The 20,689-nt window shown below is 60.2% G+C and carries 16 protein-coding genes and 1 pseudogene; 9 read left to right on the forward strand and 8 right to left on the reverse strand.

Features of this window, described 5'->3' with window-relative positions:
- Positions 1-19 precede the first annotated feature (19 nt).
- The 8 genes and pseudogenes from AC0ZWN_RS10400 to gap form a co-directional block, all read right to left on the reverse strand.
- Entirely contained in the window at positions 20-775 is a 756-nt protein-coding gene (locus AC0ZWN_RS10400; RefSeq protein WP_400507418.1) for a methyl-accepting chemotaxis protein, read from the reverse strand.
- A 102-nt stretch (positions 776-877) separates the two neighbouring features.
- Positions 878-2,158: pseudogene (locus tag AC0ZWN_RS10405) on the reverse strand (methyl-accepting chemotaxis protein); the annotation flags it as partial.
- A gap of 190 nt (positions 2,159-2,348) precedes the next feature.
- Entirely contained in the window at positions 2,349-2,759 is a 411-nt protein-coding gene (locus AC0ZWN_RS10410) for a YbaN family protein (RefSeq protein WP_476334969.1), read from the reverse strand.
- 165 nt (positions 2,760-2,924) lie between these two features.
- Positions 2,925-3,521 (reverse strand): biliverdin-producing heme oxygenase, encoded by a 597-nt coding sequence (locus tag AC0ZWN_RS10415; protein ID WP_476334970.1) that lies wholly within the window; start codon positions 3,519-3,521, stop codon positions 2,925-2,927.
- 111 nt (positions 3,522-3,632) lie between these two features.
- On the reverse strand, positions 3,633-6,218 hold the full coding sequence (locus AC0ZWN_RS10420) for a TonB-dependent receptor (protein WP_476334972.1): 2,586 nt from the start codon (positions 6,216-6,218) through the stop codon (positions 3,633-3,635).
- 122 nt (positions 6,219-6,340) lie between these two features.
- Positions 6,341-7,306 carry a FecR family protein gene (locus AC0ZWN_RS10425; RefSeq protein WP_476334973.1) on the reverse strand — a complete coding sequence of 322 codons (966 nt, stop codon included), beginning with the start codon at positions 7,304-7,306 and terminating at the stop codon, positions 6,341-6,343.
- Positions 7,307-7,431: 125 nt separating this feature from the next.
- Entirely contained in the window at positions 7,432-7,950 is a 519-nt protein-coding gene (locus AC0ZWN_RS10430) for an RNA polymerase sigma factor (RefSeq protein WP_093430467.1), read from the reverse strand.
- Between the two features lie 200 nt (positions 7,951-8,150).
- The gene (gene gap, locus AC0ZWN_RS10435; RefSeq protein ID WP_099756996.1) at positions 8,151-9,152 is read right to left on the reverse strand and encodes a type I glyceraldehyde-3-phosphate dehydrogenase; all 1,002 of its coding nucleotides are present in this window, start codon (positions 9,150-9,152) and stop codon (positions 8,151-8,153) included.
- A gap of 220 nt (positions 9,153-9,372) precedes the next feature.
- Here gap and edd point away from each other — a divergent pair, with 220 nt between their 5' ends.
- From edd to AC0ZWN_RS10480, 9 genes are all read left to right on the forward strand, one after another.
- Positions 9,373-11,199: a phosphogluconate dehydratase gene (gene edd / locus AC0ZWN_RS10440; RefSeq protein WP_093430466.1), complete on the forward strand. Its 1,827-nt coding sequence runs from the start codon at positions 9,373-9,375 to the stop codon at positions 11,197-11,199.
- Positions 11,196-12,149: a glucokinase gene (locus AC0ZWN_RS10445; RefSeq protein WP_476334975.1), complete on the forward strand. Its 954-nt coding sequence runs from the start codon at positions 11,196-11,198 to the stop codon at positions 12,147-12,149. Before edd ends, AC0ZWN_RS10445 begins: the two co-directional genes overlap by 4 nt.
- Positions 12,150-12,309: 160 nt before the next feature.
- The gene (locus AC0ZWN_RS10450) at positions 12,310-13,041 is read left to right on the forward strand and encodes a response regulator (RefSeq protein ID WP_003227460.1); all 732 of its coding nucleotides are present in this window, start codon (positions 12,310-12,312) and stop codon (positions 13,039-13,041) included.
- On the forward strand, positions 13,031-14,500 hold the full coding sequence (locus tag AC0ZWN_RS10455) for an ATP-binding protein (RefSeq protein ID WP_476334976.1): 1,470 nt from the start codon (positions 13,031-13,033) through the stop codon (positions 14,498-14,500). Before AC0ZWN_RS10450 ends, AC0ZWN_RS10455 begins: the two co-directional genes overlap by 11 nt.
- A 310-nt stretch (positions 14,501-14,810) precedes the next feature.
- Complete coding sequence (locus AC0ZWN_RS10460) at positions 14,811-16,070, forward strand: D-mannose isomerase (RefSeq protein ID WP_476334977.1); 1,260 nt, start codon at positions 14,811-14,813, stop codon at positions 16,068-16,070.
- Between the two features lie 130 nt (positions 16,071-16,200).
- Positions 16,201-17,502: an ABC transporter substrate-binding protein gene (locus tag AC0ZWN_RS10465; protein ID WP_016983700.1), complete on the forward strand. Its 1,302-nt coding sequence runs from the start codon at positions 16,201-16,203 to the stop codon at positions 17,500-17,502.
- A 156-nt stretch (positions 17,503-17,658) separates the two neighbouring features.
- Positions 17,659-18,567: a carbohydrate ABC transporter permease gene (locus AC0ZWN_RS10470; RefSeq protein ID WP_095048188.1), complete on the forward strand. Its 909-nt coding sequence runs from the start codon at positions 17,659-17,661 to the stop codon at positions 18,565-18,567.
- A complete protein-coding gene (locus AC0ZWN_RS10475; protein WP_007917872.1) occupies positions 18,560-19,405 on the forward strand; it encodes a carbohydrate ABC transporter permease in 846 nt (281 codons plus the stop codon). Before AC0ZWN_RS10470 ends, AC0ZWN_RS10475 begins: the two co-directional genes overlap by 8 nt.
- 2 nt (positions 19,406-19,407) lie before the next feature.
- A complete protein-coding gene (locus AC0ZWN_RS10480; RefSeq protein WP_038369188.1) occupies positions 19,408-20,568 on the forward strand; it encodes an ABC transporter ATP-binding protein in 1,161 nt (386 codons plus the stop codon).
- Positions 20,569-20,689 lie beyond the last annotated feature (121 nt).

Below are 20,689 nucleotides of genomic sequence, written 5' to 3' on the forward strand. Positions count from 1 at the left end.
CAGGGTTCAACGGTGTGGCTTATACGCGGAACTGATCCATCAACTTCATCTGCTGACTGGCCAGGGCATTGAGCTGGCTGCTGATCGCCGCCGACTCAGTGGCTTGTTCAGTCAATGTTTCGGTAACGGTGCGAATCGCCGAGACATTGCGATTGACCTCTTCGGCCACCGCACTTTGCTGCTCGGCCGCACTGGCAATCTGCAGGTTCATGTCACTGATCACCGTCACCGCGTCGCTGATCTTGCCCAGTGCATCGACCGCCTGACGAATCTGCCCGGCGTTGTTGTGCGCCTGGGTCTGGCTCGAATGCATGGTCGCGACCACGCCACGCGTTCCCGTCTGAATGCGCTCGATCACGATGCGAATTTCTTCCACCGAATCCTGCGTACGTTTGGCCAGGTTACGCACCTCGTCGGCAACCACGGCGAAACCACGGCCGCTCTCACCGGCGCGAGCCGCTTCGATCGCTGCGTTGAGGGCGAGCAGGTTGGTCTGTTCGGCGATGCTGCGTATCACCTCCAGCACCGAGCCGATCTGCTCGCTGTTGACTGCCAACGCTTCAACTTCGGTCACAGCTTTGCTGACTTCGTCGGCCAGTTGATTGATGTCGCGGGTGCTGCGCTCGATGATCGACATGCCGTCCTTGGCCGACTGATCGGCACCTTTCGCGGCATTGGCCGCGTTGGAGGCGCTGTTGGCGACGTCGTGGGCGGTGGCGCTCATTTCGTTGGAGGCGGTGGCGACCTGGTCGATCTCGCGGAACTGCACCTGCATGCCTTCGCTGGTCTGGCGGGCGATTTCTGAAGACTGGTCGGCGGTGCCGCGTGCTTCGGTGATGCTCTGTTTGATCTGTGCGATGGTCGGTTGCAGCTTGTCGAGGAAGCGGTTGAACCAGTTCACCAGTTCGCCCAGCTCATCCTGCTTGCTGTAGTTCAGGCGTTGGGTCAGATCGCCCTCGCCGCTGGCGATGTTCTTCAGCATCTCGGCAACGCTATTGATCGGCCGGGTGACGCCGGATGCGGTCAGCCAGATCAACAGCAAGCCAACCAGACCGGCGACTACAGCGACCAGCAGCGCCGTGATCACACCGGTTTCCTGAGCATCATCGAGCACTGCTTGCAGCTTGACCGAGTCAGCCAGCAGTACTTGTTTCGGCAGGTCGATGACCACGCCCCAGGCGCGCGAGTTACCAATCGGATCGACTGGGTAAACGGCGCGAATCAAATCACCTTGTTCAAGAATCTTCGGTGTGCCGGAGGTCAGCAGTTGCAGCACATCCTTGCCATCGGCGCCGAGGGTGTCGCTGATTTTCTTGCCGACCTTGCTCGCGTCGGAACTGTCGGCACCGAGCACGCCGCTGCCAGAGACAATCAGCATGTGCCCGGCGTTGTTGAACAGGTTGCGCTGGGAATCCACGGCCGCTGCTTGCAGGGCATCGAGGGCGATGTCGACACCGACCACACCGATGGCTTTGCCGTCGACGATCAACGGCACGGAAATGGTCGTCATGAGCATTTCCTTGCCCCCGACAGTGTCGGCATACGGGTCGAGCAGGCAGGTGCGTTTGTTGTCGCGAGGGCAGGTGTACCAGCTGTTATAGGGCGTGCCGCTGACGCTGAGGGTGGTTTTGGTCAGGTCTTCTTCGACCATGATGGTGTTCAGCGAGGCGCCGCCAGCGCGGCTCCAGTAGGTGGCGAAACGTCCGGCTTCGTTGGACTGGCGAGCGGCGTCGTTGGCGAATTCGCTGTCCTTGCCGTCGAGGCCGTTGGGTTCGAAGGCGAGCCAGATACCGAGCACTTTGTCGTTGCGCTCGAAGGCGGTTTTCAGGCTCAGGTTCAACTCTTCACGCAAGGCGCCGGCGTCCAGCGAACGCTTGGCGGCCATGACGCGCATGTCCTTGATCTGGTCAGCCACGGCCGTGATCACCGTCAGGCTTTCGCCGAAGGTTTTCTGCACCCGCACGGCTTGTTCGGCGGCTTTGGCTTGCAACAGATTTTGCACACTGGCGGTGAGCAATTTGTTGCTGGAGTTGCTGACCAGTTCGTCGTTCTGGTTGGTCTGGTAGATGTTCATACCGACGATCAGCGCGACCACACCGAGCAGGCACAGACCGGAGAGCAGGACGATTTTCAGGCGAATGGACAGAGAGTCGAACATGGGGCGATCTCGCGAATGAATAAACGGGTGGCAGGTGGATATGAACTATCCGGTTCGCCAAATCCATTCAGCGCCATTCAATGCTCATCGGCGCGTGAGCAGAGGGCATGAGTCGCGTGCCGACGAACGGTCAGCGCTAAACGTTTGCGCAGGGGAAAGTGCTGAAAAGGGGATTAATTACAGGGATGTTTCAGGGTGAAGACGGGTCAGTGCAGACCCGAATGGATTCCGGGCGCGACCAGATCCATAGATTGCCCAGGCTCATCCCGGCAATCGCCAGATAGATTGGCCAGCCGTGATCGAGCATCACCAGCATCAAGGTTGCGCAAAGTAGCATGCTCACTGTCGCGCTGACCTTGGCCTTGCGCGCGATGATCTTGCCGTTGCGCCAGTTGCTGAGGATCGGCCCGAACAAGCGATGGTTTTCCAGCCAGGCACTCAGGCGCGGCGAGCTGCGAGTCGCGGCCCAGGCGGCGAGAAGGATGAACTCGGTGGTCGGCAGGCCCGGCACGACGATGGCGATCAGGCCGATGCCGAGGCTGACGTAGGCCAGCAGGCCGAACAGCACACGGGCGAGTTTCGAGGAGGCGGGTTGCGGCATGGGCTACGCGGTGGCTTCTGAAGCGGAAGGGAGATCTTACAGGTTGTCGCAGTTCCCCTGTAGGAGTGAGCCTGCTCGCGATAGCGGTGTATCAGTCGACATTCATATTGAATGACATGACGCCATCGCGAGCAGGCTCACTCCTACAGGGGGATGTGTGTTGCTTCAGGCCATTTCGGCTTCGGTGGCGTAAGCCTGTTCCAGCAGCACGGTGAAGCGGTTGAACGCGTCGATCGCGCCTTGCTCGACTTCGGCTTCTTCTTCGGCAGTGAACTGCAGCGAATCGAGGGTGCGCACGAAGCTCTTCCAGCCCTCGGCACGGCCACCTTCAGGCTCGCCGAGGTGGCGGGCGCCAAAGGTTTCGCTCAGCTCCAGCGCCACGGCGCGTTTGATCAGGAATGCAGCGCCGAGCTTCGAGCCTTCGGAGACAAAGAGCCAGCCCAGTGCACGAGCCTTGCTTGGGTTTTTTACGGCGCCCGCGACCGGCGCCGGCACTTCGGTGTCGAGGTCGGCGAGGTCAGCCTTGGCCGCTTCGGCGCGGCAACGGGCCGGCAGATCCGGGACGATGGCGGTCAGTTCGGCGTCGTTGTAGAGGTCGACCAGCTCTGACTGGAACAGGTACTGCGCAACGACGAAACGGGCGAAGTTGGCGCGGGTCTCGAACGGCGCGTGTGCCTTCACCAATGCATCGAGTTTGCTGTGCGGTTCATTGGTGATCTGGTTCAAGCGTTGCGAACGCAGGGCTTTTTCCGAAGTGGTCATGACATGTCCTTGATAAAAGAGGCGCTTGATAACGAGACGAACAAGACGCTGTGCAAGCGTAAAAAAACCTCACGGCGCGGTGCCTGAACACGCGCAGTGAGGTTGACCGGATCAGATGTCCCAGATCAGATTGATCGCGAAGTTGCGGCCCGGTTGGGTCAGACGATCGAGGTTGGCCGGCTGTGTCACCGAAGCTTCGCCGACGCTGTCGTAACCGCGCACGTCATCCCACAGCCAGTATTTCTTGTCGGTCAGGTTGTAGATGCCGCCGCTGACGGTGACGTCGTCGGTGACTTTGTAATAACCGGCCAGATCAAGAATGCCGAAGCCCGGGGTTTTGAACTGGCTGCTGACGCCATCCGGCGACTTGAAGTTGCTGTCGTCGACGCGATCCTTTTTCTTCACCACGGTCCAGCTCAGCAGGCCGCCGTAGTTGTCCTGGTCGTAACCCAGACCGAACACGCCGGTCAGCGGGTTGACGCTGTTGATCGGCTCGCCGTTGTCGTTGTTGCGACCGTAGGCGTAGGCAATCGAGCCTTGGGTATACAGGCCTTGCGGTGCGCCGAACGCATCCAGATTCAGACGACCTTTGACTTCCGCACCTTTGATGGTGGCGTGTTTGATGTTGGCCGACTGGAAGGTCAGCTCGTTGCGGCCCGGGGTCACGGCGTCTTCGTTGATGAAGTCGCGGTACTTGTTATAGAACACCGCCACGTCGAACGAGCCGTGTTCGAAGTTGCCGCGCAGACCGGTTTCGTAGCTTTTGCTTTTTTCCGGTTCGAGGTCCGGGTTCGGCGCCACGCTGTAGCCGGTGGTAGTGTTTTCGAAGCGGCCGTACAGGGCTTTCGCGGTTGGGGTGCGGAAGCCTTCGGCGTACTGACCGTACCAAGTGTAATTCTCGGTCAGGGCGTAGGTCAGGCCGAATTTCGGCGAGACTTTGTGCCAGGTCTTGTTCTCGTCGCTGACCGTGCCTTGGCCGTCCGCCGCCACGGTGTTGAGGAATTCCTGAGTGATGTGCGGCTTGAGCTGCGTGTAGTCGTAGCGCAGGCCCGGCAGGAAGGTCCAGTTGTTCCAGCTGATCTGATCCTGAGCGAACACGCTGTAGGTGTTGATGGTCGGGTCCGGGAAGTCGGTGGCCTTGGCCAACACGTCAGCGGTGCTGGTCGCACCGATGGCGGTGCAGCCACGACCGACGGCCAAGCAAGTGCCGTCGCCGCTGCGCGAACCGGTGACTTTCTGTTGCTTGAGGGTGGTGCCGTAAGTCAGTACGTGATCGGTGCTTCCAATGGCGAACGCCTTGTCCAGTTGTGCATCGAAGACCCATTGTTTCTCTTCGTAAATGGTGTCGCGAGTACGCAGCACCTTACGGGTGATCGGGTAGTAGAACTCGGTGGTGCTCTGGTCGGTCTTGGCGATCTGGTGGTTGAGGCTCCACTTCACGTTGTCGACCAGCAGGCTGTCGAGGGCGAACGAGTGCTCGATGCCGAAACGCTCACGGGTGATGGTGTCGTTGCCGGTGCGCCACTGGTACATGCCGCCGGGCAGCACGCTGTTCGGAATGGTCGGGGCGCCGTTGAAGTACGGGCCGCCGTAGGCACTTTTCTGATCGGTGTCGCGGTCATCCTTGTACTTTTCGTAGGTCAGGCCCAGACGCGAATCTTCGTTGTAGTTCCAGCCGATCTTGGCCAGCACGTTGTAGGCGTTGACGTCTTCCGGGTTGGCGGCGGTGCGCTCAAGGCCAGTGCCATTGTTGCTGCCGTAGGAGTCGGTCTCGTGGCCGTCACGCTGGCTGTAGTGCAGCAAGCCGTCGAACTGGTCGGCACGGCCGGCGACGGTGGCGGACTTCAACCAGCTGTCATCGGCGGAGCTGTAACCGCTTTTCAGGCGCGCACCGACGTCTTTGCCCGGCTTGATGATGTCGTCGGCATCGAGGGTGTAATAGCTGACGGCGCCGCCGATGGCGTTGCTGCCGTACAGCACCGAGGCCGGGCCACGGAGGATTTCCACGCGTTTGACGATTTCCGGGTCAACGTAATTGCGCTGGGTCTTGGCGTACGGGCCGTTGAAAAAACCGTCCGGGACTTCGACGCCATCCACCTGAGTCAGGATGCGGTCGCCGTCGATGCCGCGAATGTTATAGCCGCTGATGCCGCCACGCTGACCGGCGCCGCCGACGGACACACCCGGCTCGTAGCGGACCAGATCCTTGATGGTGTTGACATTGTTGCGGTCCAGATCCTGGCGGGTCTGCACGGTGACGGTGGCCGGCACGCTGTTGACCGACTGCTCCTGACGGGTGGCGCTGATGGTCACCTGATCGAGATTGAGCGTGCCGCTGGCGTTGCGCTTTTCCAGCACGACGTTGTTGCTGCTGATTTTGCGGAAGCTCAGGTTGGTCCCCACCAACAGGCGCTCCAGGGCTTTTTCCGGGGGCAGCGAGCCACGCACGCCCGGCGACGACACGCCCTGACCCAGTTCTGCCGGCAAGCCGACTTGCCAACCGGTCACGGCGGTGAAGGCATTGAGCGCCGACACCAGCGGCTGCTGGCCGATGGCGAACGAGTAATCGCCCATGTTGCGCGACGGTTGTTCGGTCGCAGCCATCAGCGGCGCAGCACCGGCCATCAGGATGGCAGCGGTCAGCAGCGACAGCACGCGGGAAGGGGAGGAGGTCTGGCGGGTAAGGCGTGAGGACATCGATAGCGCTCCGTGTCGCACGAATCTTTATAGGGGCTGATTGGCTTCGCGTGTTGCGAATCAATTGCATTGGCTATAACGAGACGTACTGACGTTGGCTATCGAGTAAAAATAATTCTCATTTAGTTCAGGATGACCAAGGCGGGGAATTCTTTCAGTTGCGCCGAGGTGATGTGAGCGAGGGAACGGACCACGTCGAGCGGCTGGTCGAGTCGGTAATTGCCGGTTACGGCGACGTCGGCCAACTGCTCGTTGGTGTTGATGATCCAGCCTGGATAGTAGCGGCGCAATTCGGCCAGCACCTGATTCAGCGGGCAGTTCTCGAACACCAGTCGGCCCTGGACCCAGGCCAGGTCAGTGTTGGCATCGAGTTTGGCCGGGCGGTCGAAACCGTTGGGGCCGATACGAATACTCTCACCCGCCTTAAGACGTACGCGAGCGTCGTTATGCGTTGCCTGCAGATCGACATCGCCGCGCTGCACGTTAACCTGCGCCACGCCATCGAGATAACGCACGGCAAATGCGGTATCGCGCACGCTGGCGCGAACCGGACCGGCGTCGATTTCCAAGGGTTGGCTGCGGCCACTGGCAATCTCGAAAAACGCTTCGCCCTGGTATAGCCGCGCGACACGTTTTTGATCGTTGATGGTGCTGGAAAACGCTGAATTGGTATTGAGCAGGACTTTCGAGCCGTCCTCCAGTTGCAGACGCTGGCGCTCGCCGACCACGGTCAGATGATCGGCCTGAAGGCGCATCGGTAAATTGCTGAAACTGAACAAACCGAGGATCAGCACGGCGGCAGTGGCCAGTGGTTTCCAGTGCGGACGCAGACGCTTGAGAAAAGTGACCTTCGCAGGTTTGGCCGCCAGGCTTTGCGCGCACTGGGCGACTTGCGGGCCGTCCCAGATCGTCTGGGCCTTGGCGAACGCTTCGGCATTCAACGGATCGGCCGCCAGCCAGGCATGAAACTGCCGGGTCTGCTCCTCTTCCGGGCTGCCGAGCACGATGAGCCAGTCGAGTGCCTGGTCCATTGCGTTGGCAGCGTCCTGCACCGAATCCGGCGAAGGCGAGCGGTGGGTGTCAGTCACGGTGTTTCCTCGGCAGTGTCTGCGCACGGCTGTTTTTTTAAGTGAAGCGTAAAAGTCGGGCAAGGGTAACAAAGCCCGATGATCCGTGCAGTCGATCCTGGCACTTACAGAAAAGGCCTACGACCTCAGTCGCCATTCAGACGCTCGGCGACGCCGATACAAATGCTCATGATCAGCTTCAGTTCTTTCTGCACGGTGCTGAGGGAAACATTCAGCTCATCGGCGATTTCCTGATAACTGTTTCCGTGCAAACGGCTGAGGATGAAAATCTGTTGCTGGCGGGGGCTGAGTTGACTGAGGCTCACGTTCAGGCGCTCCAGCATCTGTTCGGCGTGGGCGGCGTCTTCGGCGCTGCTGGCAGGGGCGGCGACGCTGTGCACGACATCCTGCGGCACATCATCGACCATGGTTCGCGAATGGATCTTGCGCGCACGCAAGTGATCCAGCGCCAGATTGCGTGCGGTCTGGAAGACAAAAGGTTCGAGGTGATCAATGGCCCGCTCGCTCAACGCCCGCGTCACGCGCAGGTAGGTCTCCTGCAACAGGTCTTCAGCGGTGCTGTGATTGTTGACCATCCGTTCCAGCGTTCGCAGCAGTGAAGTGCGCTGGGTGAGGAAGACGTGGTTGAAGCGCGATTGACTCACGGGAGGACCTGATCGATTTCAAGCGAATGATAATGCTTATCATCCAGTCGAATGGTCAAGTGTTGATTTCAAATCGAAATCGAAACCCTGTGGGAGCGAGCTTGCTCGCGAAGGCGTAGTGTCAGCCAATTCAACTAGCGACTGACCCACCGCTTTCGCGAGCAGGCTCGCTCCCACAGGGATAGGGGGATTACTTGAGATTATTCGGCGTTACACAGCGCCAGGCAGTTATCCAGCATGCGGTTGGAGAAGCCCCACTCATTGTCATACCAGGCCAGCACTTTCAGCAATTTGCCGCTGGCTTTGGTGTGGTTGGCGTCGAAGATCGACGACAGCGGGTTGTGGTTGAAGTCGCTGGACACCAGCGGCAGGGTGTTGAAGCCGAGAATCTTCGAATGTTGGCTCGCAGCTTTCATCAGCGCGTTGACTTCCTCGGCGCTGGCTTCTTTTTTCAGCTGCACGGTCAGGTCCACCAGCGACACATTGATCACCGGCACGCGCACGGCCATGCCGGTCAGTTTGCCCGCCAGTTCCGGCAGCACCAGGCCCACTGCTTCAGCAGCGCCGGTCTTGCTCGGGATCATGTTCTGCGTGGCCGAGCGCGCGCGGTACGGGTCGGTGTGATAGACGTCGGTGAGGTTCTGATCGTTGGTGTAGGCGTGAATGGTGGTCATCAGACCGCTTTCAATGCCCAGCTCGCGGTGCAGCACTTGCGCCACTGGCGCCAGGCAGTTGGTGGTGCACGAAGCGTTGGAGATGATCTGGTGCGACTGGCGCAGAATGTCGTGGTTCACACCATAAACCACAGTGGCGTCGGCACCTTTGGCCGGGGCCGAAATGATCACTTTGCGCGCGCCGGCAGTAATATGCGCGGCCGCTTTGGCGCGATCGGTAAAGAGACCGGTGCATTCGAACACCACATCAATCTTTTCCGCCGCCCATGGCAATTCGGCCGGGTTGCGAATCGCGCTGACCGCAATGCGGTCGCCGTTGACGGTCAGACTTTCGTTGTCATGCTCGACCTGAGCGTCGAACGTGCCGTGAACGGTGTCGTATTTGAGCAGATGAGCATTGATCGAGCTGTCGCCCAGATCATTGATGGCGACGATCTGCAGATCCTGTCGATAGCCTTGGGTATACAGTGCGCGCAGGACATTACGGCCGATGCGGCCAAAACCATTGATTGCGATTCGAAGAGTCATGGAACAGCGCCGCCGTCGTTTTGTTGTTGGAATTACAAGATTATTCGCATAAAAATAGAAAACAAGCCTTTTTAGTGGCAATATTTTGTTTTATCTACAACGAGTGACCTGAATCAACTGGTCCGAATGGTCAAAAAAGCCGTCTGTCATTCCAACAACAACGGCGTTTGATCAGCATAGACAATCAGGTCGCCACATCCGTTAGCCTGGAGTTCTACACATGCATCCCCGCGTCCTTGAGGTCACCGAACGGCTTATCGCCCGCAGCCGCGCCACGCGTCAGGCTTACCTTGCACTGATTCGCGGCGCCGCCACCGACGGGCCGATGCGCGGCAAGCTGCAATGCGCCAACTTCGCCCACGGCGTGGCCGGTTGCGGCAGCGAAGACAAGCACAGCCTGCGGATGATGAACTCGGCGAACATCGCCATTGTTTCTTCGTATAACGACATGCTCTCGGCGCACCAGCCGTATGAAGTCTTCCCGGAACAGATCAAGAACGCCCTGCGCGAAATCGGCTCGGTCGGCCAGTTCGCGGGCGGTACGCCGGCGATGTGCGACGGCGTGACCCAAGGCGAGCCGGGCATGGAACTGAGCCTGCCGAGCCGCGAAGTCATTGCCATGTCGACTGCCGTGGCGCTCTCGCACAACATGTTCGATGGTGCGCTGATGCTCGGCATCTGCGACAAGATCGTCCCGGGCCTGATGATGGGCTCGCTGCGTTTCGGTCACCTGCCGACGATTTTCGTCCCGGGCGGGCCGATGGTCTCGGGGATTTCCAACAAGGAAAAAGCCGACGTCCGTCAGAAGTACGCCGAAGGCAAAGCCACCCGCGAAGAGCTGCTGGAATCGGAGATGAAGTCCTACCACAGCCCGGGTACCTGCACCTTCTACGGCACCGCCAACACCAACCAGTTGCTGATGGAAGTCATGGGCCTGCACTTGCCGGGCGCCTCTTTCGTCAACCCGAACACGCCGCTGCGTGATGCGCTGACCCGCGAAGCCGCGCACCAAGTCACGCGTCTGACCAAACAAAATGGCAACTTCATGCCGATCGGTGAAATCGTCGACGAGAAGTCGCTGGTCAACTCGATTGTTGCGCTGCACGCCACCGGCGGCTCGACCAACCACACCCTGCACATGCCGGCCATCGCCATGGCAGCAGGTATTCAACTGACCTGGCAGGACATGGCCGACCTCTCCGAAGTCGTGCCGACCCTGAGTCACGTTTACCCGAACGGCAAAGCCGACATCAACCACTTCCAGGCAGCGGGCGGCATGTCGTTCCTGATCCGCGAACTGCTCGGCGCCGGGCTGTTGCACGAAGACGTCAACACCGTGCTCGGCCACGGCTTGAGCCAGTACACCAAAGAGCCGTTCCTCGATAACGGCCAGTTGGTATGGCGCGAAGGCCCGACGGACAGCCTCGACGAAAACATTCTGCGTCCAGTGGCGCGTGCGTTCTCGGCGGAGGGTGGTCTGCGCGTAATGGAGGGCAACCTCGGTCGCGGTGTGATGAAGGTTTCTGCGGTCGCGTTGGAAAACCAGATCGTCGAAGCGCCAGCCATGGTGTTCCAGGATCAGCAGGACTTGGCCGATGCATTCAAGGCCGGTTTGCTGGAGAAGGATTTTGTCGCCGTGATGCGCTTCCAGGGCCCGCGTTCCAATGGCATGCCGGAACTGCACAAGATGACGCCGTTCCTCGGCGTGCTGCAGGATCGCGGCTTCAAAGTCGCCCTGGTGACCGACGGGCGGATGTCCGGCGCCTCGGGGAAAATCCCCGCAGCGATTCACGTCAGCCCGGAAGCTTATGTCGGTGGCGCTTTGGCGCGCGTGCAAGAGGGCGATATCATCCGCGTCGATGGCGTCAAAGGCACCTTGGAACTGAAGGTCGACGCCGCCGAATTTGCAGCGCGCGAACCCGCCAAAGGCCTGTTGGGCAATAACATCGGCAGCGGGCGCGAACTGTTTGGCTTCATGCGCATGGCCTTCAGCTCGGCGGAGCAGGGCGCCAGCGCCTTCACTTCTGCCCTGGAGACGCTTAATTGAAACTGGCTTTGGTCGGTGACATCGGAGGCACCAACGCGCGGTTTGCGTTGTGGAAAAACCAGCAACTGGAATCGGTTCAGGTGCTGGCCACGGCCGACCATGCCAGCCCGGAGGAGGCAATCAGCCTCTATCTGAGCGGGCTCGGTCTGGCGCCGGGTTCGATCGGTTCGGTGTGCTTGTCCGTGGCAGGTCCGGTCAGTGGTGATGAATTCAAATTCACCAACAATCACTGGCGCTTGAGTCGCACAGCGTTCTGCAAAACCTTGCAGGTCGAGCAGTTGTTGCTGGTCAACGACTTCTCGGCGATGGCGCTGGGCATGACCCGTTTGCAGCCCGGCGAATTCCGTGTGGTCTGCGAGGGTACGCCGGAGCCGTTGCGCCCGGCGGTGGTGATCGGCCCGGGCACTGGCCTTGGCGTCGGCACCTTGCTCGATCTTGGTGAGGGACGTTTCGCGGCGTTGCCGGGCGAGGGCGGGCATGTTGATTTGCCGTTGAGCAGCCCGCGTGAAACCCAGCTGTGGCAGCACATCCACAACGAAATCGGCCATGTCAGCGCCGAAACTGCGTTGAGCGGCGGTGGATTGCCACGGGTTTACCGGGCGATCTGTGCGGTGGATGGGCATGAGCCAACGCTTGATACGCCGGAAGCGATCACGGCGGCAGGTCTGGCGGGTGATCCGATTGCGCTGGAAGTGCTCGAGCAGTTCTGCTGCTGGCTCGGCCGTGTGGCCGGCAACAACGTGCTGACCACGGGCGCACGTGGCGGGGTGTATATCGTCGGCGGGGTGATTCCCCGGTTTGCCGATTTCTTCCTCGAAAGCGGTTTTGCCCGCAGCTTTGCTGACAAAGGCTGCATGAGCGATTACTTCAAAGGCATCCCGGTGTGGCTGGTGACAGCGCCGTATTCCGGACTGATGGGCGCGGGTGTGGCTCTGGAACAGGCAGGCTGAAGCGTGAGATCGTTCCCATGCTCCGCGTGGGAATGCAGCCCGTGACGCTCCGCGTCACTGGACGCGGAGCGTCCCCAGAGGCATTCCCACGCAGAGCGTGGGAACGATCGGTTCATCAGGCATAATCCGCCCCAATTCCAACAACAAGGATGCCTTCGAAGTGAGCTCAGTCAACAAGTCGATATTGTTGGTCGATGACGACCAGGAAATACGCGAGTTGCTGGAAACCTACCTGACCCGCGCCGGGTTTCAGGTACGGGCCACCGCCGACGGTGCCAGTTTCCGCCAGGCCCTCAACGAGGCGCCGAGCGATCTGGTGATCCTCGATGTCATGCTGCCCGACGAAGACGGCTTCAGCCTGTGCCGTTGGGTGCGTCAGCATCCGCGTCAGGCGCAGGTGCCGATCATCATGCTCACCGCCAGTTCCGACGAAGCCGACCGCGTGATCGGTCTGGAACTCGGCGCCGACGACTACCTCGGCAAACCCTTCAGCCCCCGCGAACTGCAAGCGCGCATCAAGGCATTGCTGCGTCGTGCGCAATTCGGTCAGGAGCGCAGCGGCAGTGACGTGCTGGCCTTCGACGAGTGGCGGCTGGACATGGTCAGTCACCGGCTGTTTCACACCGACGGCGAGGAAGTGATTCTCTCCGGTGCCGACTTCGCCCTGCTGAAACTGTTTCTCGATCACCCGCAGGAAATTCTCGACCGCGACACCATCGGCAACGCCACCCGTGGTCGCGATTTGATGCCGCTCGATCGCATCGTCGACATGGCCGTCAGCCGTTTGCGCCAGCGTCTGCGCGACACCGAGAAACCGCCACGACTGATTCGCACGGTGCGCGGCAGCGGCTACCAACTGGCAGCCAACGTGGTTGCCGGCAATGGTCACTGAGTCGCTGCGCAAATTCGCCGCCAAAGTGCCGATGCCGCGTTCGCTGCTCGGGCGGATGTTGCTGCTGACGTTGCTCGCGGTGCTGTTCGCGCAAACATTGTCGAGCGTGATCTGGGTCTCGCAACTGCGCGCTACGCAGCTCGAAGGCCTAGTCACCAGCGCCCGCAGCCTCGCCCATTCGATGACCGCCAGCGTCAGTTACTTCCGCTCGTTGCCGGTGGCTTATCGGCCGTTGGTGCTCGATCAATTGCGCAGCATGGGCGGCACGCGATTCGTGGTGACGCTCAACGACAAGCCACTGGGCATGGATGTGCTGCCGGTCACGCCGCGTAAAGCGGCGGTGATGAAAGCGGTCGACGAAGTGCTGCGTCAGACGCTCGGCAATGACACGGATATTTCGGTGACCTTTGTCAGCCCCGAAGATCTGCGGATTTTCAACGCCGGGCTGAAACTCGATGAATTGCCGCGCTCGTGGGCGCATTACGCGCTGACCCTGGAGCCAGTGAATCCACCCGTGCTGGTCACGCAGATTCAAATGGCGCCGGGCGAATGGCTGTACATCGCCTCCTTGCTGCCCGAGCCGTACACCAGCCTTGAAGAACAAGGCCTGCCGTCGCAGCAGGTGTGGTTCATCGTCCTCACCAGCGGATTCCTGCTGCTGTTCATCGGCCTGCTGGTGCACTGGCAGAGCCGGCCGCTCAAGCGTCTGGCGCGGGCGGCGCGGGATTTGTCGCTAGGTGCCGACGTCGAGCCAGTGGCTGAGGGCGGCGGTAGTGAAGTGGTCGAAGTGGGGCGTGCGTTCAACACCATGCGCGAGCGCATCAGCCGTTACTTGACCGAGCGCAGCCAATTGTTCAGCGCGATCTCCCATGACCTGCGCACGCCAATCACCCGTTTGCGCTTGCGCGTCGAATTGCTTGAAGACGAAACGCTGCAAACCAAGTTCGGCCGTGATCTGGATGAGTTGGAACTGCTGGTCAAAGGCGCGCTGCAATGTGTAAAAGACACCGACATCCACGAGAACATCGAACCGGTGGACTTGAACCATGTGCTCGACTGTCTGGTGGAGCCGTATCTGGCGCCGAATGGCAATGGCCGCGTGACGCAGCAGGGCAAGGCGCTGGCGGCTTATCCGGGCAAGCCGCTGGCGTTGAAGCGCTGCATCGGTAACCTGATCGACAATGCGTTGAAGTACGGGCAAAACGCGCATTTGCACATCGACGACGATGAGCGCGCGTTTGTTCTGCACGTCGACGATGAAGGGCCGGGTGTTCCGGAGCAGCGGCTGGAGCAAGTGTTCGAACCGCACTTCCGTCTGGCGGGGCAGCAGCAGGGTTATGGCTTGGGGTTGGGCATCGCGCGCAATATTGCCCACAGCCATGGTGGGGAAGTGACGCTGCAGAATCTGCGTGAGGGTGGGTTGCGGGTGACCTTGCAACTGCCGCGTTCGGCGGATTGAGTCAAAGGCTTTCTCTCACCCTAGCCCTCCCGAAACGTCGGACCGCCCAGAGGGAGAGGGGACTGACCGGGGGATGCTGCAGAGATACGCCGACCTGACTGTACAACGCCGAATCCATAATCGACTCGGTATTTCAGGTCGGCGGAAAGCTTATTACACCTCGGTCGGCCCCCTCTACCTCTGGGAGAGGGCTGGGGTGAGGGCTGCTCTTTGTCACGGACTGGTGACAAACCCCGCCCCCTTCGTTACAAGACCACCCCAGCCCGTTGTTTAGACTCCCCCGCAGTCATAACAACAAAAAAGGCCACCCATGGATCTCTTCCACCCAGGCTTCAGCAGTTGGCTGAACGCCCCTGCCCATCAGCAATGGCTCGCCGGCGAAGGCCTGCGCCTGCTGGATTTCGCCAAGGCATCGAAACTGCCCGAAGGCTTCGGCAACCTCGACGAACGCGGCCGTCTGCCAGCGAACGCACAAGCCGAAACGATGAACACCGCGCGCATGACCCACAGCTTCGCCATGGCCCACATTCAGGGTTTGCCGGGTTTTGCCGAACTGGTCGATCACGGCATCGCCGCCCTGCGCGGGCCGTTGCGTGATGCACTGCACGGCGGCTGGTTTGCTGTCGCCGAACACCGCGATGACAACACCGGCAAGAATGCCTATCTGCATGCCTTTGTCGCACTGGCGGCCAGTTCCGCAGTAGTCGCGCAGCGTCCCGGCGCGCAAGCGTTGCTGGATGACGCCATCGACATCATCGACACCTATTTCTGGAGCGAAGAAGAGGGCGCCATGCGCGAATTCTTCAATCGCGACTGGAGCGAAGAAGAAGCCTATCGCGGTGCCAACAGCAACATGCACGCGACCGAAGCGTTCCTCGCGCTGGCCGATGTCACTGAAGATCCGCGCTGGTTGATTCGCGCGCAACGCATCGTCGAACGCGTTGTTCACGGGCACGCCGCCGCCAACGGTTACATGGTCATCGAGCACTTCGACCGCGACTGGCAGCCGCTACGCGAATACAACCACGACAATCCCGCCGACGGCTTCCGCCCTTACGGCACCACGCCGGGCCACGGTTTCGAATGGGCGCGGCTGCTGCTGCACCTCGAAGCGGCGCGGGTGCAAGCCGGCATGCTCACGCCCGGTTGGCTCGCCACCGATGCGCAAAAACTGTTCGAGAGCAATTGCCGCAACGGTTGGGACGTCGATGGTCTACCGGGCATCGTCTACACCCTCGACTGGAACAACAAAGCCGTCGTCCGCCATCGCCTGCACTGGACACACGCCGAGGCCAGCGCCGCTGCCAGTACTTTGCTCAAACGCACGGGTGATGTGCAATACGAAACCTGGTACCGGCTGTTCTGGGAATTCTGCGAAACGTATTTCATCGACCGTTGCGACGGCAGTTGGCGCCACGAGCTCAATCCGCAAAACCTGCCAAGTGCCGATATCTGGCCGGGCAAACCCGATCTGTATCACGCCTGGCAAGCCTTGCTGATCCCTCGTCTACCCTTGTCACCGAGTATGGCAACGGCTCTGGCGCAGTTGTCCCAGAGCGTTGTCATGTGACCAATCATGTAACCATGTAGTGACATTCGCGCGTCCCTTCGTTACCTGCGAAGGGAAACGTCCTGTTTAAACTCCTGTGCAGCGCAAGCACCAGACTTGCATGCATAACAACAAGAAAGGTACATCTCAGATGAATGCGATTTCTCGCCTCGCTACTGTCATTTCTGTCGCCTCCCTGTTCCCGCTCGCAATTCTGCCTCTCAGTGTTTCCGCTGCCGAATCCAAAGGTTCGGTCGAAGTCGTGCACTGGTGGACGTCCGGTGGCGAAAAAGCTGCCGTTGATGTGCTCAAGGCCCAAGTCGAAAAAGACGGTTTCACCTGGAAAGACGGCGCTGTCGCCGGCGGTGGCGGTGCAACGGCCATGACCGTGCTGAAAAGCCGTGCCGTTGCAGGCAACCCGCCAGGCGTTGCCCAGATCAAAGGCCCGGACATCCAGGAATGGGCGTCGACCGGCCTGCTCGACACTGACGTGTTGAAAGACGTCGCCAAGTCGGAAAAGTGGGACAGCCTGCTCGACAAGAAAGTCTCCGATACCGTGAAGTACGACGGTGATTACGTGGCCGTGCCGGTGAACATTCACCGTGTGAACTGGCTGTGGATCAATCCGGAAGTGTTCAAGAAAGCCGGGATCACCAAGAACCCTACCACCCTCGAAGAATTCTATGCCGCTGGCGACAAGCTGAAGGCTGCGGGCTTCATTCCGCTGGCCCACGGCGGTCAGCCTTGGCAGGACAGCACCGTGTTCGAAGCCGTGGTGCTCTCGGTCATGGGTGTCGATGGCTACAAGAAAGCCCTGGTTGACCTGGACAATGCCGCGCTGACCGGCCCGGAAATGGTCAAGGCGCTGACCGAGCTGAAGAAAGTCGCGACCTACATGGACGCCGATGGCAAGGGTCAGGACTGGAACCTGGAAGCGGCCAAGGTCATCAACGGCAAGGCCGGCATGCAGATCATGGGTGACTGGGCCAAGTCCGAATGGACCGCTGCCAAGAAAGTCGCCGGCAAGGATTACGAGTGCGTAGCCTTCCCGGGCACCGATAAGGCGTTCACCTACAACATTGACTCGCTGGCCGTGTTCAAGCAGAAGGACGCAGGCACTGCGGCCGGTCAGCAGGACATCGCCAAAGTCGTGCTGGGTGAAAACTTCCAGAAAGTCTTCAGCATCAACAAAGGCTCGATCCCGGTGCGCAACGACATGTTGAACAACATGGACAAGCTCGGTTTCGACTCCTGCGCACAGACTGCAGCCAAAGACTTCCTGGCGGACGCCAAGTCCGGCGGCTTGCAGCCAAGCATGGCGCACAACATGGCGACCACGCTGGCGGTGCAAGGCGCGTTCTTTGATGTCGTGACCAACTACATCAACGACCCGAAAGCCGACCCGGCCGACACCGCCAAGAAACTGGGCGCAGCGATCAAGTCGTCCAAATAAGCGTCGGTAGCACAGGCTTCTCCTGTGGGAGCGAGCCTGCTCGCGAAGGCGTTGTGTCAGTTGCTCCATCCGTCGACTGACACACCGCATTCGCGAGCAGGCTCGCTCCCACAAGGGATCTCACTGTAGTTTTTATTCCCTGTACTGGATTTCCCCATGAGTTCTGTTGCTGTGTTCAGCAAGGCCTCGCCGTTCGATGCATTGCAACGCTGGCTACCCAAACTGGTGCTGGCGCCGAGCATGTTCATCGTGCTGGTGGGCTTCTATGGCTACATCCTGTGGACGTTCATTCTGTCGTTCACCACCTCGACCTTCCTGCCCAACTACAAGTGGGCCGGTCTGGCGCAATACGCGCGGTTGTTCGACAACGACCGCTGGTGGGTCGCGAGCAAAAACCTCGCGGTGTTCGGCGGCATGTTCATCGGTATCACTCTGGTGATCGGCGTGTTGCTGGCGGTGTTCCTCGACCAGCGCATCCGTCGCGAAGGCTTTATCCGCACCATTTACCTGTACCCGATGGCGCTCTCGATGATCGTTACCGGTACCGCGTGGAAATGGCTGCTCAACCCGGGCATGGGCCTGGACAAATTGTTGCGTGACTGGGGCTGGGAAGGCTTCCGTCTCGACTGGCTGATCGACCCTGATCGCGTGGTTTACTGCCTGGTGATCGCCGCTGTCTGGCAAGCCTCGGGCTTCATCATGGCGATGTTCCTCGCCGGCCTGCGTGGCGTTGATCAATCGATTATCCGCGCTGCACAGATCGATGGCGCGAGCATGCCGACGATCTACTGGAAAGTGGTGCTGCCAAGCCTGCGTCCGGTGTTCTTCAGTGCGGTGATGATTCTGGCGCACATCGCGATCAAGAGCTTCGACCTCGTCGCGGCGATGACCGCTGGTGGCCCGGGTTATTCCTCCGACCTGCCGGCGATGTTCATGTATTCCTTCACCTTCAGTCGCGGCCAGATGGGCATGGGCTCGGCCAGTGCGATTCTGATGCTCGGCGCGATCCTCGCGATCATCGTGCCTTACCTGTATTCCGAGCTGAGGACCAAGCGCAATGACTAGTCTCGCTGCCAAACCTGCTATCAGCCTGAGTCGCATCGCGATTTACGCGGTGCTGATCCTCGCCGTACTGCTTTATCTGGTGCCGCTGGTGGTCATGTTGCTGACCAGCTTCAAGACCCCGGAAGACATCAGCACCGGCAACCTGCTGAGCTGGCCGACCGTGGTCAGCGGCATCGGCTGGGTCAAGGCCTGGGCCACGGTTGACGGTTACTTCTGGAACTCGATCAAGATCACCGTTCCGGCGGTAATCATCTCTACCGCCATCGGTGCATTGAACGGTTATGTGCTGTCGTTCTGGCGCTTCCGTGGTTCGCAGTTGTTCTTCGGTCTGCTGTTGTTCGGCTGCTTCCTGCCGTTCCAGACCGTGCTGCTGCCGGCCTCGTTCACCCTCGGCAAGATGGGCCTGGCGAGCACCACCACCGGTCTGGTGTTTATTCACGTGGTTTACGGTCTGGCGTTCACCACGCTGTTCTTCCGTAACTACTACGTGAGCATTCCGGATGCACTGGTGAAAGCTGCACGCCTCGACGGCGCAGGTTTCTTCACGATTTTCCGCCGCATCATTCTGCCGATGTCGACGCCGATCATCATGGTCTGCCTGATCTGGCAGTTCACCCAGATCTGGAACGACTTCCTGTTCGGTGTGGTGTTCTCCAGCGGTGATTCGCAACCGATCACGGTGGCGCTGAACAACCTGGTCAACACCAGCACCGGCGCCAAGGAATACAACGTTGATATGGCAGCGGCGATGATCGCCGGCCTGCCGACCCTGCTGGTCTATGTGGTCGCAGGCAAGTATTTCGTGCGCGGGCTGACAGCCGGCGCAGTCAAGGGGTAATCATGGCAACGCTCGAACTTCGCAACGTCAACAAGACCTACGGTGCCGGCCTGCCGGACACCCTGAAGAACATCGAACTGTCGATCAAGGACGGTGAATTCCTGATCCTCGTCGGCCCGTCGGGCTGCGGCAAGTCGACCCTGATGAACTGCATCGCCGGTCTGGAAACCATCACCGGCGGCGCGATCATGATCGGCGATCAGGACGTCAGCGGCATGAGCCCGAAGGATCGCGACATCGCCATGGTGTTCCAGTCCTACGCGCTGTACCCGACCATGAGCGTGCGCGAGAACATCGAATTCGGTCTGAAGATCCGCAAGATGCCGCAGTCGGCGATCGACGAAGAAGTCGCGCGCGTCGCCAAGCTGTTGCAGATCGAACACCTGCTGAACCGTAAGCCGGGTCAACTTTCCGGTGGTCAGCAACAGCGTGTAGCGATGGGCCGTGCCCTGGCGCGGCGACCGAAGATTTATCTGTTCGACGAACCACTGTCCAACCTCGACGCCAAGCTGCGCGTCGAGATGCGCACCGAAATGAAACTGATGCACCAGCGCCTGAAAACCACCACGGTCTACGTGACCCACGACCAGATCGAAGCGATGACTCTGGGCGACAAGGTGGCGGTGATGAAGGACGGCATCATTCAACAGTTCGGCACGCCAAAAGAGATCTATAACGACCCGGCCAACCTGTTCGTGGCGAGCTTCATCGGTTCGCCGCCGATGAACTTCATCCCGCTGCGTCTGCAGCGCAAGGACGGTCGTCTGCTGGCGCTGCTCGACAGCGGTCAGGCGCGTTGCGAGCTGCCGATGAGCATGCAGGACGCCGGGCTCGAAGATCGCGAAGTGATCCTCGGTCTGCGTCCTGAACAGATCGTTTTGGCGAACGGCGAGGGCAATGGCTTGCCGAGCATTCGCGCCGAAGTACAGGTGACCGAGCCGACCGGTCCGGACACCCTGGTGTTCGTCAACCTCAATGACACCAAAGTCTGCTGCCGTCTGGCGCCGGATGTGGCACCGCAGGTGGGCGAGAACCTGACGCTGCAATTCGATCCGTCGAAAGTGTTGTTGTTTGATGCCAACACCGGTGAGCGCCTCGGCACTGCCGGGCAACCACAGACCGATGCGCGGTCTGCGAACGTCGCCCAGTTCAAGGGGCGCTGAGGAACAAATGTGGGAGCGAGCCTGCTCGCGAAAGCGGTCTGACATCCAGCATTGATGTCCCCTGTTACACCGCATTCGCGAGCAGGCTCGCTCCCACAAAGGAGCACGCGGTGGATTGCCT

It is taken from the genome of Pseudomonas sp. 3B-A001-10F (assembly GCF_056313565.1).